This window comes from Streptomyces sp. NPDC048018 (assembly GCF_043202995.1).
Lineage (GTDB): Bacteria > Actinomycetota > Actinomycetes > Streptomycetales > Streptomycetaceae > Streptomyces.
Genome location: NZ_JBIDBK010000017.1, coordinates 1 through 18041 on the forward strand (window position 1 = coordinate 1; position 18041 = coordinate 18041).

2 protein-coding genes and 1 pseudogene are annotated in these 18041 nt (G+C 74.2%); all 3 read left to right on the forward strand.

The genetic code is table 11. The features are described from left to right. Positions 1 to 1798: alpha/beta fold hydrolase (locus tag ACGF1Z_RS34300; protein WP_393010355.1), on the forward strand; the 1798-nt coding region annotated here is incomplete at its 5' end. Between the two features lie 176 nt (positions 1799 to 1974). After that, entirely contained in the window at positions 1975 to 2874 is a 900-nt protein-coding gene (locus tag ACGF1Z_RS34305; protein ID WP_393010357.1) for a proline iminopeptidase-family hydrolase, read from the forward strand. A 124-nt stretch (positions 2875 to 2998) separates the two neighbouring features. After that, positions 2999 to 17854 (forward strand): annotated as a pseudogene (locus ACGF1Z_RS34310) (type I polyketide synthase); the annotation flags it as partial. Positions 17855 to 18041 lie beyond the last annotated feature (187 nt).

An 18041-nucleotide genomic window follows, 5' to 3' on the forward strand; every position in this document is an offset into this window, starting at 1 on the left:
TGGGCAGTCGGCTTATGCGGCGGCGAACGTGTTCCTGGACGCCCTGGCCGTGCACCGACACGCGCAGGGACTGCCCGCCACCTCCCTCGCCTACGCCCTGTGGCAGACCGAGACCGGTCTCAGCCAGTGGCTCAGCGACATCGACCTGCAGCGCATGCGCCGTACGGGCATGCCGCCACTGACGGAGCAGGAGGGCCTCGCCGACCTCGACGCCGCCGTGGCGACCGGGCGGCCGGCGGTGCTGTCGATGCACCTGGACCTCCCGGCGCTGCGCCGGCTGCCCGAACTCCCGCACCCGATGCTCCGCGCCCTCGTGCCGGCCCCGCGGGTGGTGCGGCCGAGCGGGGGGCCGGGGCGGGACGACGCGCTCCGCCGACGGCTGCGCGAGCTGTCCGGGGCGGAGCAACTGGCAGAGCTGCGCCGTCTCGTCCGCGGACGGGTCGCGGCGGTGCTCGGCTTCGACGACGAGGCCGACGTCGATCCCCGGCGGGACTTCCTGGAGTCCGGCTTCGACTCACTGGCCGCGATCGAACTCCGTAACCAGCTCAACAAGGCGCTCGGGCTGCAGCTCCCGGCCATGGCCGTCTTCGACGGACAGAATCCGGAGCGCCTCGCCGCGCTCGTCCAGGCCGAACTGGTCGCGGCAGGTGCCGGTTTCGGCGCCGCCACGGAAGCCGATGCCGATGCCGATGCCGGTCCCGAGCCAGGCCTCACCGCCGCCGCCGCCGACGCCGACTCCGACTCCGACGCCGACGCCGACCCCGACTCCGCCCACCCCCACTCGGACTCCGGCCACCGACGCGACCTCCGCCCCGCCACCGGCTCCCGTCCCGCCTCCGACCCCCGCCCCGACCCCGACCCCGACCTCGGGCTCGGGCTCGGTAGCGACGGAGCCGCCGCGACCGGTCGCGCCACGCCCCCCGAGGGCGGCGCCGCACCGGCCGTCTCTCCGGAGCCCGGCGCCGGTGCCGACTCGCTCAGCGGTCTGTTCCGCGAAGCGGTGCTGGCGGGCAGGGTCGCCCAGGCGTTCGGCGTCCTGCGCGCCGTGGCCGAGCTGCGTGACAGCTTCGACACCGAGGGACTGCCGACCGCCCTGGCGTCGGCCCGGCTGGGCGACGGACCCGGAGGACCCCGGATCGTCTGCGTCTCGACGCCGATGGCAGGCGGCGGTCTGCACCAGCACGCCAGGCTGGCGTCGCACCTGCGCGGTGCCCGGTCCGTCTCCGCCCTGGCCCTGCCCGGCTTCGCCGCCGCCGAGCCCCTGCCCGCGTCGGCCGAGGCGGTCGTCCACGTCATGGCCGAGAACGTGCTGGCCGCGGCCGAAGGCCGGCCGTTCGTCCTGCTCGGGTACTCCTCCGGCGGACTGATCGCCTACGCCACCGCGCACCACCTGGAACAGGTGCACGGCGTGGTGCCGGCCGGCGTGGTCCTCCTGGACACCTACCGGGTGCAGGACGAGGCCATGGTGGTCGGCATGGACCGGCTGGCGCGGAGCCTGCTGGAGGTCGAGCGGACCGTGGGCCGCTACGACAGCACCCGGCTGTCCGCGATGAGCCGCTACTTCGACATCCTGCCGGACTTCAAGCTGGACGCCGTCTCCGCGCCGGTGCTGTTCGTCACCGCGACCGGCGACTTCCTCGACCGTACGCAGTACCAGGGCGACCCCGGCGACCTGAAGGCCCGGCCCTGGGACCCGGACCACGAGCTGCGCGCGGCGCCGGGCAGCCACTTCACGCTCATCCAGGACGACGCCGCCAGCACGGCCGCCGTCGTCGAGGACTGGGTCGGGCAGCTGTAGGGGGAGCGCCGCCCCCTACAGGGGGCGGCAGCGGGTCCGCGGGCGCGTTCCCGTCACTACCGTCGCAACCGAATGCCGGACCCGACCCGCCGGCCGTGCGCTCCGCGCCGGGCCCGGCGGCCGCCGCCGGGTGCGGCGCATCCGCGCGCCGCGTCCGGTGGGGAAGGAGAAGTCGCATGGCGCTGCCACCGAGTGCCCGGGGGACCGTGGCCTTCGGCCCGTACCGGACCTGGTACCGGGTCACGGGGGACCGCACCGCCGCCCGGCCGACCGTGGTCCTGGTGCACGGCGGGCCGGGCAGTACGCACGACTACTTGCTGAACCTCGCCCGGCTCGCCGAGCACGGCTGGCCGGTCGTGCACTACGACCAGATCGGCAACGGCGGTTCGACACACCTGCCGCAGGCGGGCGCGGACTTCTGGACCGTCGACCTGTTCCTCGACGAACTCGACAACCTCGTCCACGCGCTCGGGATCGCCGACGACTTCGTCCTGCTCGGGCAGTCCTGGGGCGGCATGCTCTCCGCCGCCTACGCGGCCCGCAGACCGAAGGGCCTCAAGGGCCTCGTCGTCGCCGACTCACCCGCCTCCTATCCGCTGTGGCGGGAGGAACTCCGGTCGTTGCGGGCCCAGTTGCCGCCCGGTGTGAACGAGACGCTGCTGGCGCACGAGGCGGCCGGCAGCACGGACAGCCCGGAGTACCTGGAGGCCATGAACGTCTTCTACTCCCGGCACGTCTTCCGCCTGCCGACGAAGCCGACCGAGCTGACCGCGTCGCTGATGGAGATCGCCAACGACCCGACCGTCTACTTCACCATGAACGGACCGAGCGAGTTCCACGTCGTCGGCACCCTGCGCGACTGGTCCGTGACCGACCTCCTGCCGCGCATCCAGGTTCCCACGCTGCTCGTGTCCGGACGCCACGACGAGGTGACCGTCGGGGCGGTGCAGCCCTACCACGACCTGATCCCCGATGTGCGCTGGGAGATCTTCGAGGAGTCGAGCCACGGCCCGCACCTCGAGGAGCCCGCGCTGTTCATGAAGGTGCTCGTCGAGTACCTGCGTTCGCTGGACTGAGCCGAGCACACCGAGCAGAACACGAGGACCCGTGGACACCCAGGTTGACCAGCTGGTCGAGGCACTTCGCAACTCCCTGATCGAGAACGAGAAGCTGCGTGAGGCCCATGACGCGCACCTCGCCGCGGCGCGGGAACCGATCGCGATCGTGTCGATGTCCTGCCGGTTCCCCGGCGGCGTCGGCACCCCCGAGGACCTGTGGCGGCTGGTCGCCGAGGGCCGTGACGCGGTCTCGGTCTTCCCCACGAACCGCGGCTGGGACCTCGACGGCCTCTACGACCCGGAGCCCGGCGTCGACGGCAGGTGCTACACGCGCGAAGGCGGCTTCCTGCACGACGCGGACCGTTTCGACCCGGGCTTCTTCCACATCAGCCCCGGCGAGGCCCTGATCATGGACCCGCAGCAGCGCCTGCTGCTGGAGGTGGCCCACGAGGCGTTCGAACGCGCCGGCATCCCGCACACCAGCCTCAAGGGCAGCCGCACCGGCGTCTTCGCGGGCGTCATGTACCACGACTACGGCCTCGGCGACGACGACGGCAGCACCAGCGGCGGCAGCGTGGTCTCCGGGCGCGTCGCCTACACCTTCGGCCTGGAGGGTCCGGCGGTGACGGTGGACACGGCGTGTTCGTCGTCGTTGGTGGCTCTGCATCTGGCGGCGCAAGCGTTGCGTTCGGGGGAGTGTTCGCTGGCGTTGGCGGGTGGGGTGACGGTGATGTCGACCCCTGAGACGTTCGTGGAGTTCAGTCGGCAGCGGGGTCTGTCGGTGGACGGGCGGTGCAAGGCGTTCGCGGAGGCGGCGGACGGTACGGGGTGGGGTGAGGGTGCGGGGCTGTTGCTGTTGGAGCGTCTGTCGGATGCGCGGCGGCTGGGGCATCCGGTGCTGGCGGTGGTGCGGGGTTCGGCGGTCAACCAGGACGGTGCGTCGAACGGTCTGACCGCGCCGAACGGTCCGTCGCAGCAGCGGGTGATACGTGCCGCACTGGCCAACGCCGAGCTCTCCACCGGTGACGTGGACCTGGTCGAGGCGCACGGCACCGGGACGCGGCTCGGTGACCCGATCGAGGCGCAGGCGCTGCTGGCGACGTACGGGCGGGACCGGAACGGCGCCGAACCGCTGTACCTGGGTTCGGTGAAGTCGAACCTGGGGCACACCCAGGCCGCGGCCGGCGTCGCCGGAGTGATCAAGCTGGTGGAGGCGATGCGGCACGGGGTCATGCCGCGGACGCTGCACGTCGACGCACCGTCGTCGCAGGTCGACTGGTCGGCGGGCGCGGTGGAGGTGCTGACCGAGCCGCGGGCCTGGCCGGCGACGGACGCCGATCGCCCACGGCGGGCGGCGGTGTCGTCGTTCGGGATCAGCGGCACCAACGCGCACGTCATCATCGAAGCGGCCGTGGACGAGCCGGAGTCGCCCGCCCAGGGTCCCGCTCCGGACGGTCCCCCGGTGCTCGCGCTGTCGGCCCGGTCACCGGAGGCGTTGACGGAGTCGGCCGCCCGGCTGGCGTCGTGGTGGTCCGAGCGACATGACGTGGAAGTCGGCGAGATGGCAGCGGCGTTGGCCCACGGGCGGGCCTCCCTGGAGCATCGCGCGGTGATCCTCGCTGCCGACCGGGGGGAGGCGTTGACGCGTCTGGCCTCGTTCGCCTCCGACGGGACCGGTGCGGTGACGGGGCGGGCGTCGGCCGGTCGGACGGGGTGGCTGTTCACGGGGCAGGGGTCGCAGTGGCTCGGGATGGGGCGTGAACTCTGGGACTCCGAGCCGGTGTTCGCGGCTGCTTTCGCTGAGGCGTGCGAGGCGCTGGACCGGCATATGTCCGTTCCGATCCGTGACGTGACCTGGGGCGAGGACCCGTCTGCGGTGGATGCGACGGGGTTCACGCAGGCGGGTCTGTTCGCCGTGCAGGCGGGCCTGGTGGGGGTGTTGCGGCACTGGGGTGTGACCCCGGACGTGCTTCTGGGGCACTCCATCGGAGAGATCTCCGCTGCGTATGCGGCGGGGGTGTTCGGTCTTGAGGATGCGGCGCGGTTGGTGGTGGCGCGGGGTTCCTTGATGCAGGCGTTGCCCGAGGGCGGCGGCATGCTCGCGCTTGCCGCCGGTGTCGAGCGGGTCGAGAAGCTGACCGACGGTCTCGCCGTCGACATCGCGGCTGTCAACGGGCCTGCGGCGGTTGTCGTTTCGGGACCGGTCGTGGACCTGGAGCAGGTGGCCGGCCGGGCTGAGGCGGCGGGTGTGCGGGCGACGCGCTTGTCCGTCTCGCATGCCTTCCATTCGCGTTTGATGGAGCCGATGCTGGCGGAGTTCGCCCGGGTCGCCGCCACCGTCACCTATCGCGAGCCGAGCGTCCCGGTGGTCTCCAACGTCACCGGTCAGGTCGTGTCGGCGGAGCTGACCGATCCGGGCTACTGGGTGCGGCATGTGCGGGAGGCAGTGCGCTTCGCCGACGGTCTTGCCACGGCTCGCGGGCTGGGCGTGACGCGTTTCGTGGAGATCGGCCCCGAAGCCGTACTCACGGCGATGGCCCGGCAGAGTCTCGACGACACCGCCGAGTCGACCTTCGCGCCCCTGATGCGCCGCCCGAAGTCCGAGGGCCCGACCGCCCGCACCACCCTCCTCACTGCCGCCGCCGCCCTGTACGCGTCCGGTGTGGCCGTCGACTGGCACCTGCCCGCCCCGGGCCGCCACCTCATCCTCCCCACGTATCCCTTCCAACGCCGCCGTTACTGGCTGCCCGCCGCCGAGCGGGGCATGGACGCCGGCAGTCGCGGCCTCATCGCGGTGATCCACCCCTTGCTGGGGGCGGCGGTGCAGGTCGCGGACACCGGCGGGACGATCCTCACCGGACGTCTCTCGGTCGAGGCACAGCCCTGGCTGGCCGACCACGCGGTGAACGGCACGGTGCTCCTTCCCGGCACGGCCTTCGTCGAACTCGCTCTGAGGGTCGGTGACGAGGTGGGCTGCGACCGGATCGACGAGATCACCACGGTCGCCCCCCTGGTGCTCCCCGAGCGGGGCGGTGTCCAGATCCAGGTGGTGGTCGGCGCGGCCGACGACGAGGGCCGGCACGAGCTGACCGTGCACTCCCGTCACGACGGTGAGGAGTGGGTCTGCCACGCGCAGGGCACCCTGTCCGCCGGGGAGGCGCCCCCCGTGGACCTCGACCTCTCCGCCTGGCCGCCCGCGGGGGCCGAGCGGGTCGCGACGGGAGACGCGTACGCGACCCTCGCCGCCGACGGCTACGACTACGGCCCGACGTTCCAGGGCCTGAGGGCGGTCTGGCGCCGAGGCGACGAGCTGTTCCTGGACGTCGCGCTGCCCGAGGATGCCGACGGAGGGGCGTTCGGGCTGCACCCGGCCCTGCTCGACGCGGCGCTGCACGGGGTCCACCTCGGCCGCCCCGATCCGGCTGCCGGACCCGCTCTGCCCTTCTCCTGGCACGGTGTCACCCTGTGGGCGGCCGGTGCCTCCCGACTGCGGGTCGCCGTGGACGCGGGTGGCGGGCTCCGGTTCGCGGACGCGGCCGGGCGTCCGGTCGGCGTCGTGGACCAGCTGGTGGTACGGCCCGTCACGACCGCCGACCTCGCCGGTGCCGCGGGCCGTACCGACGTACTGCACCGGATCGAGTGGACACCGACCCGGCTGCCCCGGCCGGTGGAGCCGGTCGGGCAGGAGCCTGGCGAGGGCGAGGGCGAGGGCGCGGGACTGGTTGAGGGGGAGGGACCGGTCGAGGGGGAGGTTCCGGTTCGGTCCGCGCCGCCGCGGCCGGTCGTGGTCACGGCGGAGTCCCTGGCCGGTTCGCGTGCCCCCGTGGTCGTGCTCCGGACCGGCGGCGGCGACCCCGTGGGGACGCTCACCCGGGCCTTGCAGGAGTGGCTGGCCGACGAGGAACGGCACGGGACCGTCCTGGTCGTCGCCGCCGACGGAGCCACCTCCGGCGGGCCCCTGCGCGCGGCCCTGGCGGGCCTGGTCAGGGCGGCCCAGGCCGAGCACCCGGGGCGCTTCGTCTTCACGGACGTCGACGATGTCGACGCGGTCGACCCCACGGCCTGGCACGCCCTCGCGCTCTCCGGCGAACCCGAGTGGCGGCTGAGGGACGGCGCCTGGTCCGTCCCGCGTCTGATCCGCGTGACATCCGTATCGGGGGCGTCATCCGCATCCGGGGTGTCGTCCGCATTCGGAGCGTCGTCCGTGACCCCCGCGAACTCCCCGAGCGACGGGACCCCCGCGAACACGGTGACCCCTGCGAGCGACGGGAGCCCGGGGACCGAAGGCGCTTCCTCTGGTGCGCAACCCGCGACGGACGGCACCCCGTCGACCGACGCGGTCCCTCCTGCCTGGGGGGCGGGCGCGGTGCTCGTCACGGGCGGTACGGGCGGGGTCGGCGCCGAGATCGCCCGGCACCTGGTCGTCGGGCACGGCGTCCGCGACGTCCTCCTGCTGTCCCGTTCCGGTCCCGACGCCCCCGGCGCCGACGCGCTGGTCGAGGAGCTGGCCGCGGCCGGCGCCCGGGCGCGGGCCGTCGCCTGCGACGTCGGCGACCGTGCCCAGCTGGCGGCCGTACTGGAGACCGTGGCCGACCTCGGCGCCGTCGTGCACGCCGCGGGCGTCCTCGACGACGCCGTCCTGACCGAGCTCACGCCCCAGCGGCAGGAGCGGGTCTGGCGTCCCAAGGCGACGGCCGCCGACCATCTGGCCGAGCTCACGGGGGAACGCGAGCTGTCGGCCTTCGTGCTGGTGTCGTCGATCGCCGGGGTGCTCGGCGCGGCGGGCCAGGCCAACTACGCGGCCGCCAACGCCTATCTCGACGGCCTGGCCGAGAGCCTGCGGCACGACGGCCGCCGGGCCACCGCCATCGCCTTCGGGCTGTGGGGCGAGGTCGGCATGGGCGCCGCGCTCGACGTGGCGGAGCTGCGCCGTACCGAGCGGGCCGGCCTGCCGGCACTGACCACGGCCGAGGCCCTGGTGGCCTTCGACCAGGCGGTGTCGGGCGGGTACGACGTCGTCGTCGCCGGCCGGCTGCTGCCCGCGCTGGCACAGCACGCCGGACAGCGCGCCCCCCTGCTCGCCGAACTGTTCCGCGGAAGCGCGCGGCGGACCGCACGGACCGCCGCGGGCGACTCCGGCGCCCTGGCCCGCCGACTCGCCGAGACCGACCCCGCCGAGCGGTTCGACGTCGTCCTCGAACTCGTCCGCAGCCAGGCGGCCGCCGTCCTCGCCTACGACGACGCGGCCGCGATCGACCCGGCACGCCCCTTCTCCGAGCTCGGTTTCGACTCCCTCAGCACCATCGAGATGCGCAACCGGCTCGGCGCCGCGACCGAACTCCGGCTGCCCGCCACGCTGCTCTTCGACCACCCGACCGCGCACGCCCTGACCCGGCACCTGCTCGACGAGATCGGCGGCCGGGCCGCACCCGCGGTCGAGAGCGCCCCGCCGCCCGCCGCCCGCGACGACGACCCGATCGCGATCGTGTCGATGGCCTGCCGCTACCCGGGCGGAGTCACCTCCCCGGAGGAGCTGTGGCGGCTGGTCGCCGAGGAGCGCGACACCGTTTCGGCGTTCCCGGCCGACCGCGGCTGGGACGTCGACGCGCTCTACGACCCCGAGCCGGGCGTCGACGGGAAGACCTACTCCCGGCACGGAGCCTTCCTGCACGACGCCGACCTGTTCGACCCGGCCTTCTTCAACATCAGCCCGGCCGAGGCCCTGACCATGGACCCGCAGCAGCGTCTCCTGCTGGAGACGTCCTGGGAGGCCTTCGAACGCGCCGGCATCGATCCCGTCGCCCTCAAGGGCAGCCGCACCGGCGTCTTCGCGGGCGTCATGTACCACGACTACGGGCCGGGCACGAGCAGCGGTGCGATCGTCTCCGGCCGGGTGTCGTACGTGTTCGGCTTCGAGGGTCCGGCGGTGACGGTGGACACGGCGTGTTCGTCGTCGTTGGTGGCTCTGCATCTGGCGGCGCAGGCGTTGCGTTCGGGGGAGTGTTCGCTGGCGTTGGCGGGTGGGGTGACGGTGATGTCGACCCCTGAGACGTTCGTGGAGTTCAGTCGGCAGCGGGGTTTGTCGGTGGACGGGCGGTGCAAGGCGTTCGCGGAGGCGGCGGACGGTACGGGGTGGGGTGAGGGTGCGGGGTTGTTGTTGTTGGAGCGTCTGTCGGATGCGCGGCGGCTGGGGCATCCGGTGCTGGCGGTGGTGCGGGGTTCGGCGGTCAACCAGGACGGTGCGTCGAACGGTCTGACGGCGCCGAACGGTCCGTCGCAGCAGCGGGTGATACGTGCCGCGCTGGCCAACGCCCGGCTCGCCGGCTCCGACGTGGACGTCGTGGAGGGACACGGCACCGGGACGCGGCTCGGTGACCCGATCGAGGCGCAGGCGCTGCTGGCGACGTACGGGCGGGACCGGAACGGCGGCGAGCCGCTGTACCTGGGGTCGGTGAAGTCGAACCTGGGGCACACCCAGGCCGCGGCCGGCGTCGCCGGAGTGATCAAGCTGGTGGAGGCGATGCGGCACGGGGTCATGCCGCGGACGCTGCACGTCGACGCACCGTCGTCGCAGGTCGACTGGTCGGCGGGCGCGGTGGAGGTGCTGACCGAGGCCCGGGAGTGGTCGGCGGTGGGGGAACGGCCGCGGCGGGCGGCGGTGTCGTCGTTCGGGATCAGCGGCACCAATGCGCACGTGATCGTCGAACAGGCCGCCGTACCGCAGGAGTCACCCGCCCCGGAGGACGCCCCCGAGACGCCCGAGACGCCCGAGACCCGCGAGGCCCCCGTGGCCCTGGCGCTGTCGGCCCGGTCACCGGAGGCGTTGACGGCGTCCGCCGCCCGGCTGGCATCGTGGTGGTCCGAGCACGGCGATCCCGAAGTCCGCGAGGTCGCGGCGGCGTTGGCGCGGGGGCGGGCCGGGCTGGAACATCGCGTCGTGGTTCTGGCCTCGTCGCGCGAGGAGGCCCTCGCATCGCTGACCGCGTTCGCGACCGACGGTTCCGGTGCGGTGTCGGGGCGGGTCTCGGCCGGTCGGACGGGGTGGCTGTTCACGGGGCAGGGGTCGCAGTGGCTCGGGATGGGGCGTGAACTCTGCGACTCCGAGCCGGTGTTCGCGGCGGCATTCGCTGAGGCGTGCGAGGCGCTGGACCGGCATCTGTCCGTTCCGATTCGTGACGTGATCTGGGGTGAGGACCCCGCTGCGGTGGATGCGACGGTGTTCACGCAGGCGGGATTGTTCGTTGTGCAGGCGGGGCTGGTGGGGGTGTTGCGGCACTGGGGTGTGACCCCGGATGTGCTGGTGGGGCACTCCATCGGAGAGATCTCTGCTGCGTACGCCGCCGGAGTGTTCGGGCTTGAGGACGCGGCGCGGTTGGTGGTGGCGCGGGGTTCGTTGATGCAGGCGTTGCCGGAGGGCGGCGGCATGCTGGCCCTTGCCGCCGGTGTCGAGCGGGTCGAGAATCTGATCGACGGTCTCTGTGTCGACATCGCGGCTGTCAACGGGCCCGCTGCGGTTGTCGTCTCCGGTTCGGTGGCGGAGTTGGAGCAGGTGGCCGGCCGGGCTGAGGCGGCGGGTGTGCGGGCGGCGCGCTTGTCGGTCTCGCATGCCTTCCATTCGCGGTTGATGGAGCCGATGTTGGAGGAGTTCGCCCAGGTCGCCGCCACCGTCACCTATCGCGAGCCGAGGGTCCCGGTGGTCTCCAATGTGACCGGTGAGGTCGTGTCGGTGGAGCTGACCGATCCGGGTTACTGGGTGCGGCACGTGCGGGAGGCGGTTCGGTTCGCCGACGGTCTGGCCACGGCCCGCGGGCTCGGCGTGACCCGATTCGTCGAGGTCGGGCCCGAAGCCGTACTCACGGCGATGGCCCGGCAGAATCTCGACGACACCGCGGAGTCGACCTTCGCGCCGCTGATGCGCCGCCCCAAGCCGGACGGTCCCACCGCCCGCACCACCCTCCTCACTGCCGCCGCCGCCCTGTACGCGTCCGGTGTGGCCGTCGACTGGCATCTGCCCGCCCCGGCCCGCCATCTCGACCTGCCCACCTACCCCTTCCAGCGCAGCCGCTACTGGCAGGACTCGATGCCCGTCGGCGTCGATCCGCGCCAGGTGGGGCAGACGCCGACCGGGCATCCGTTGCTGGGCGCGGCAGTCACGGTCGCCGAGACCGGAGGCGTCGTGCTCACCGGTCGCCTGTCGGCCGAGGCGCATCCATGGCTGGCCGACCACGCCGTCGACGGTGTCGCGATCGTGCCTCCTTCCGTCTTCGTGGACCTCGTGCTGCGGGCCGCCGAGGAGGTGGACTGCGCGACCGTGGAGGAGCTGGACCTCCGTGCCCCGGTCGTCCTGTCGGCATCCGCGAGCACCCCCGTGCAGGTGAGTGTCGGCGTGGCCGACGACGCGGGCCGACGGGGCGTCGGCGTGCACGTCCGGAGCGGAGACGGGGCCGAGTGGGTGCGTTGCGCGTCCGGCACGCTGAGCGCCGTACCCGCCGCACCCGCCGTACCCCCGGCCGCGGCGGCGCCCGCCTGGCTCACGCCGGAGGCCGTACCGCTGGACCTCGACACCCTGCACGAGGCGCTCGCCGGCCGCGGGCACGCGTACGGGCCGGCGTTCCGCACGGTGCGGGCCGCGTGGCGGGACGGCACCGACCTCTTCATCGAAGCGGTTCTTCCCGACGCGCCCGACGCCCGGTCGGCCGCGTCGTCGTTCACCCTCCACCCCGCCTTGCTGGAGGGTGTCTGCCAGGTCGTCACAGCGCTGGGCGGCACTGCGGCCGACGAGCCCACCGCCGCGGCCGACACGCCGATGCTCGCCACGTCCTGGCGCGGCATCACGGTGGCCCCGGGAGGCGCGGGGGTGCTGCGGGCGGTGTTCCGCGGTGGGCGGCTGTCCCTGCTCGACGAGGAGGGAGTGGCGTTCGGCACGGTGGCAACGTTGGGACTGCGGTCCGTGACCCGCGCCGAGTTGACCGCTGCTGCCGCCGCCACCGCCTCCTCCTCCGCCCTGGACGCCCTCCATCGGGTGGCGTGGACGGCCACCCCGCTTCCCGAGCCCCGCGCGGCCGCACCGGTCGCGGTCGTCGGGCCGGCGGACGTGGCGGACGCCGAGGGCGACGTCGTCGTCTGCGTCTGCCCGCTCCCGGCCGCCGCCGACGCGGAGTCGGCGCGTTCGCTGACGGCTGCGGTGCTCGCCGTGCTGCGGGCCTGGGTGACGGACCCCGCCAGGGACGGCGGCACGCTGGTGATCGCGACGGCCGCCGGCGGAGACGCCGCAGGTGCGTCGATGCCCGCTGCCGCCGCCGTGGCCGGACTCGTGCGCGCCGCACAGGCGGAACACCCCGGCCGCTTCGTCCTGGTGGACCTGGACGTCGACGTGGCCCTCGATCTCGACGTGAGGCGGGACGTCGACGCGGCCCTTGATGCCGACCTGGATCTGAACGCCGACGTGGCCCTCGATCTCGGCGTGAGGCGGGACGTCGCCGGTGTCCGGGAGCGAGCCGGAGCCAGAGAGAGGACCGGCGGAAACGACAGCGGGAGGGACAGGGGCGGCGACGAGGACACGGACCGCGGCCCGGACGCGGCCGCTGCCACAGCCGGGCCGGCCGACCGGCCCGCCGCCCCCGCTACCTCCCTCGACGCCCGGACCTGGCAGCCGCTTGCCGCGGCGGACGAGCCGGAGTGGCGGCTGCGGGAGGGGGCCTGGCACGTGGCCCGCCTGGAGCGCCGGTCCCCGGCCGCGGACGCTCCCGACTGGGGTGACGGCACGGTCCTCATCACCGGCGGTACGGGGGGCCTGGGCGCGCTCGTCGCCCGCCGCCTGGTGACCGGGCACGGAGTACGGACCCTGGTCCTCGCGTCCCGCCGGGGCGACGCGGCGCCCGGTGCGGGGGAGCTCCTCGCCGAACTGCGCGACGCGGGAGCCGACGTCAGGGCCGTTGCCTGCGACCTGACCAGCCGGGATTCCCTCGCCGCCCTGCTGTCGACGGTCGACGACCTCACCGGCGTCGTCCACGCGGCCGGTGTCCTGCACGACGGCGTGCTGAGCGAGCAGACCGAGGACCGCCTCGACGTCGTGTGGGCGCCGAAGGCGGCCGCGGCCTGGGCCCTGCACGACCTCACGCGGGAACTGCCGCTGCGGGCCTTCGTGCTGTTCTCCTCCGTCGCCGGCGTGCTCGGCTCGGCCGGGCAGACGAACTACGCCGCCGCCAACGGCTTCCTCGACGGCCTGGCCGCACACCGCCGCGCGCAGGGCCTGCCCGCCGTCTCGATCGCGTACGGACTCTGGGAGGGCGGCGGCATGGGCGCGGCCCTCGACACGGCGGAGCGGGAGCGCGGCGCGCGCGTCGGCCTGCCCGCGCTCTCGGTCGAGCAGGGCCTCGCCCTGTTCGACGTCGCGGTCACCATGGAGGAGGCGGCGGTCGTCGCCACCCCGCTGCTGCCCGCGGTGGTCGACCATGCCGGGCAGCGGGCGCCGCTGCTGGCCGGACTGTTCCGCACGGCCACGGCCCGGGCCGCCGCCGGGCGCGCGGCGGGCGGCCGGCTGGCCCGTCGACTGGCGGCCGCACCGGAGGCGGCGCGGCCGGGCATCGCGCTCCGGGCCGTCCAGGAACAGGCCGTCCGGGTGCTGGGGCATCCGGAGGGGACGGTGCTGGAGTCGGACCGCCCGTTCTCGGAGTTCGGCTTCGACTCGCTCACCACGATCGAGATGCGCAACCGGCTCGGCGCGGAGACGGGCCTGCGACTGCCCGCCGGTCTGCTGTTCGATCATCCGACCCTGCGCGCGCTCGCTCGCCACCTGGTCGAGGAGCTGTCCGGCACCGCTCCCGACGCGACCGCGACCGCGACCGCGACGGCGGGGGCGGGGGCCCGCCGGGTCGCCGCGGCGGCCGCCGACGAGCCGATCGCGATCGTGTCGATGGCCTGTCGCTTCCCGGGCGGGGTCACCTCGCCGAGCGACCTGTGGCGCCTGGTCGCCGACGGCGTCGACGCGGTCTCCGACTTCCCGGCGGACCGCGGCTGGGACGTCGACGCGCTCTACGACCCCGAGCCCGGCAGGCCCGGCCACACCTACACGCGCAGCGGGGCCTTCCTGGCCGACGCCGACCGCTTCGATCCCGCGTTCTTCAACATCAGCCCGGTCGAGGCGCTGGCCATGGACCCGCAGCAGCGCCTCTTCCTGGAGACGACCTGGGAGGCCCTCGAACGGGCCGGTATCGACCCCGTCACCCTGATCGGCAGCGACACGGGAGTCTTCACGGGCACCTCGTACCAGGACTACGGCACCCGGCTGCAGCGGATCCCCGACGAGGTCGCCGGCTACGTCGGCAACGGCACGCTCGGCAGCGTCCTGTCCGGCCGGGTCTCGTACGTCTTCGGTTTCGAGGGCCCGTCGATGACGGTGGACACGGCGTGCTCGTCGTCGCTGGTCGCGCTGCACCTGGCGGCGCAGGCGCTGCGCTCGGGGGAGTGCTCGCTGGCGCTGGCCGGCGGCGCCACCGTCATGTCGACACCGGAGACCTTCGTCGAGTTCAGCCGCCAGCGCGGTCTGTCGGTGGACGGCCGGTGCAAGGCCTTCGCGGACGCCGCGGACGGCACGGGCTGGGGCGAGGGCGTCGGTCTGCTGCTGGTCGAGAAGCTGTCGGACGCGCGGCGGCTGGGGCATCCGGTGCTGGCCGTGGTGCGGGGTTCGGCCGTCAACCAGGACGGTGCGTCGAACGGTCTGACCGCGCCGAACGGTCCGTCGCAGCAGCGGGTGATCCGCGCGGCCCTGGCCAACGCCGGCCTGACCGCCGCCGATGTCGACCTCGTCGAGGGACACGGGACCGGCACACGGCTCGGTGACCCGATCGAGGCGCAGGCGCTGCTGGCCACGTACGGGAAGGACCGGGAGGCGGACGCACCGGTCTACCTGGGGTCGGTGAAGTCGAACCTGGGGCACACGCAGGCCGCCGCGGGTGTCGCGGGTGTCATCAAGCTGGTGGAGGCGATGCGGCACGGGATCATGCCGCGGACGCTGCACGTCGACGCCCCGTCGTCGCAGGTCGAGTGGCCGGAGGGGGCGGTGGAGCTGCTGACGGAGGCGCGGGCGTGGCCGGTGGCGGACGGCGATCGCCCGCGGCGGGCCGCGGTCTCGTCCTTCGGCATCAGCGGCACCAACGCCCATGTGATCCTCGAACAGGCCGCGGAGGAGCGGAGGTTCGTCACCCCGGCGGCCGAGGGTCCGGTGGCCGTCACCCTGTCGGCGCGATCGTCCGATGCCTTGGCGGAGTCGGCCGAACGCCTCGCGGCGTGGTGGACCGAGCGCGGGGACGCCGAAGCCGTCGAAGTGGCATCGGCGTTGGCCCACGGGCGGGCCGCTCTGGAGCATCGTGCGGTGATCCTCGCCGCCGATCGCGAGGAGGCGCTGGCGCGTCTGGCCTCGTTCGCGTCCGACGGGACCGGTGCGGTGACGGGGCGGGTGTCGGCCGGTCGGACGGGGTGGTTGTTCACGGGGCAGGGTTCGCAGTGGCTCGGTATGGGGCGTGAACTCTACGTCTCCGAGCCGGTGTTCGCGGCTGCCTTCGAGGAGGCGTGTGGGGCGCTGGACCGGCATCTGTCCGTTCCGATCCGTGACGTGATCTGGGGCGGGGATGCGTCTGCGGTGGATGCGACGGTGTTCACGCAGGCGGGTCTGTTCGCTGTGCAGGCGGGTCTGGTGGGGGTGTTGCGGCACTGGGGTGTGACTCCGGATGTGCTGGTGGGGCATTCGATCGGGGAGATCTCTGCCGCTTATGCGGCGGGGGTGTTCGGGCTTGAGGATGCGGCGCGGTTGGTGGTGGCGCGGGGTTCCTTGATGCAGGCGCTGCCCGAGGGCGGCGGCATGCTCGCGATTGCCGCCGGTGTCGAGCAGGTCGAGAAGCTGACCGACGGTCTGTCCGTCGACATCGCGGCCGTCAACGGGCCTGCGGCGGTCGTCGTTTCGGGACCGGTGACCGACCTGGACCGGCTGGCCGGCCGGGCTTCCGACGTCGACGTGCGCGTCACCCGGTTGTCGGTCTCGCACGCTTTCCATTCGCGTTTGATGGAGCCGATGTTGGCGGAGTTCGCCCGGGTCGCCGCCACGGTCGCGTACGCCGAGCCGAGCGTCCCGGTGGTCTCCAACGTCACCGGTCAGGTCGTGTCGGCGGAGCTGACCGACCCGGGCTATTGGGTGCGGCACGTGCGCGAGCCCGTGCGGTTCGCCGACGGTCTCGCCGCGGCTCGGGAGTTGGGCGTGACGCGTTTCGTGGAGGTCGGCCCCGAAGCCGTACTCACGGCGATGGCGCGCCAGAGTCTCGACGACACCGCGGAGTCGACCTTCGCGCCGCTGATGCGCCGCCCCAAGCCGGACGGTCCCACCGCCCGGACGATGCTCCTCACTGCTGCCGCCGCCCTGTACGCGTCCGGTGTGGCCGTGGACTGGCACCTGCCCGCGCCGGCCCGCCACCTCGACCTGCCCACCTACCCCTTCCAGCGCAGCCGCTACTGGCTGTCCGGGACCGGGCCGGACCAGCGGCCCACGGCAGGGGTCGGCGCGGCGGGGCTGCGGGAGACCGGGCACGGTCTGCTGGCCGCGTCCGTCACCACCGCGGACGGCGCGGCGACGGTGCTGACCGGCCGGATCGGTGTGCACAGCCACCCCTGGCCGGCCGACCACGCCGTGGCCGGCGTGGTCGTCCTGCCGGGCACGGCGCTCCTCGACATGGCGCTGTACGCCGCCGAGGCCACCGGGTACGGCGAGGTCGCCGAACTCGTCACCGGGCAGCCCCTCGTCCTGCCCGCCCACGGCGACAGGGACGTCCAGGTGCAGGTCACCAAGGCCGACGACCGCGCGGAACTCACCGTCCACTCCCGTCCGGCCGACGACTCCGAAGCGCCCTGGACCGCCCACGCCACGGGCATCCTCACCCCGAGCGCCGCTCCGCCCGCCCCCGGACCGGACACCTGGCCCCCGACGGAGGCCACGGCTCTCGACGTCGACGAGCTGTACGCCCGCCTCGCCGCACGCGGCTTCCGACTGGGCCCGCGGTTCCGGAGCGTGCGGGCGGCCTGGCAGGGCGAGGGCACGCTCTACGTGGAGGCGGCGGCGCCCGAGGACGTCGACACCGCCGCCCACCGGATCCATCCGGTGCTGCTCGACGGGCTGTGCCAACTGCTGGCCGTCGACGCCGACACCGGGCCGGACGGCGTGCCGCTCGGCTCGACGTGGCGCGGCGTCCGGTGGGCGTCCGACGCGGCGTCGTCCGCGGCCCCGGTCCTGCGCATGGCGTTCACCGGCGAGGGCCTCTCCGTGACGACGCCCTCCGGGATCCCGGTGGCGTCGGCCGCCTCGGTGAGCCTGCACGCCGTGCCGCTCCCCGAGGGGGCGTCTCTCGGGGAGCCGCCGGACGCCGCGGGCCCCGGCCCTGCACGGCCGGCGGACGCGCGGCGCGGGTCCGCCCGGCGGGCCGACCCCGAGGCCTTCGTGCGCGGACTGCGCGCGCAGGACGACGAGGCACGGGCGCGGACGCTGCTGCGGTTGGTACGCGAGCAGGTGGCCCAGGTCCTCGGGCACGCGGGCGCCGCGTCGGTGGACGCCGACAAGGCCTTCTCGGAGCTCGGCTTCGACTCGATGGCCGCAGTCGAGGTGCGCAACCGGCTGAGCCGGCACACCGGGTTGTCACTGCCGAGCACCCTGGTCTTCGACCATCCCACCGCGCGGCGCACCGCGGCGTGGCTGGACGAGGAGCTGCGGCCGCGGGCCGAGGACGACGCCGAGGCGCTGCTGGGACGGATGAGCAGCCTTGAGGCGCTGCTGTCGAGCGCGTCCCCGTCACCCGAGGAGGGGGACGCGATCCTGGCCGGTCTCGAATCGCTGCTGCAGCGGTGGCGAACGCGGACCAGGGGCGCCGGCGCCGAGGGCGAGGAGACGGTCGTGCTCGACGACGCGAGCGACGACGAGCTGTTCGCGGTGCTCGACGGGGAGCTCGGCGGCGGCTGATCCGCGCGGCCGAGGTGCCCCTCCCGTGAGGCGGCCCCTGCCCGTGCCGGGGTGCGGCGGCGGCACGGGCAGAGGCCTGATCCGCGCGGCCGAGGCCGCCCCTCCCGTGAGGCGGCCCCTCCCGTGAGGCGGCCCCTCCCGTGAGGCGGCCGCCCCTGCTCGTGCGGGGGTGCGGCCGTGGCACGGG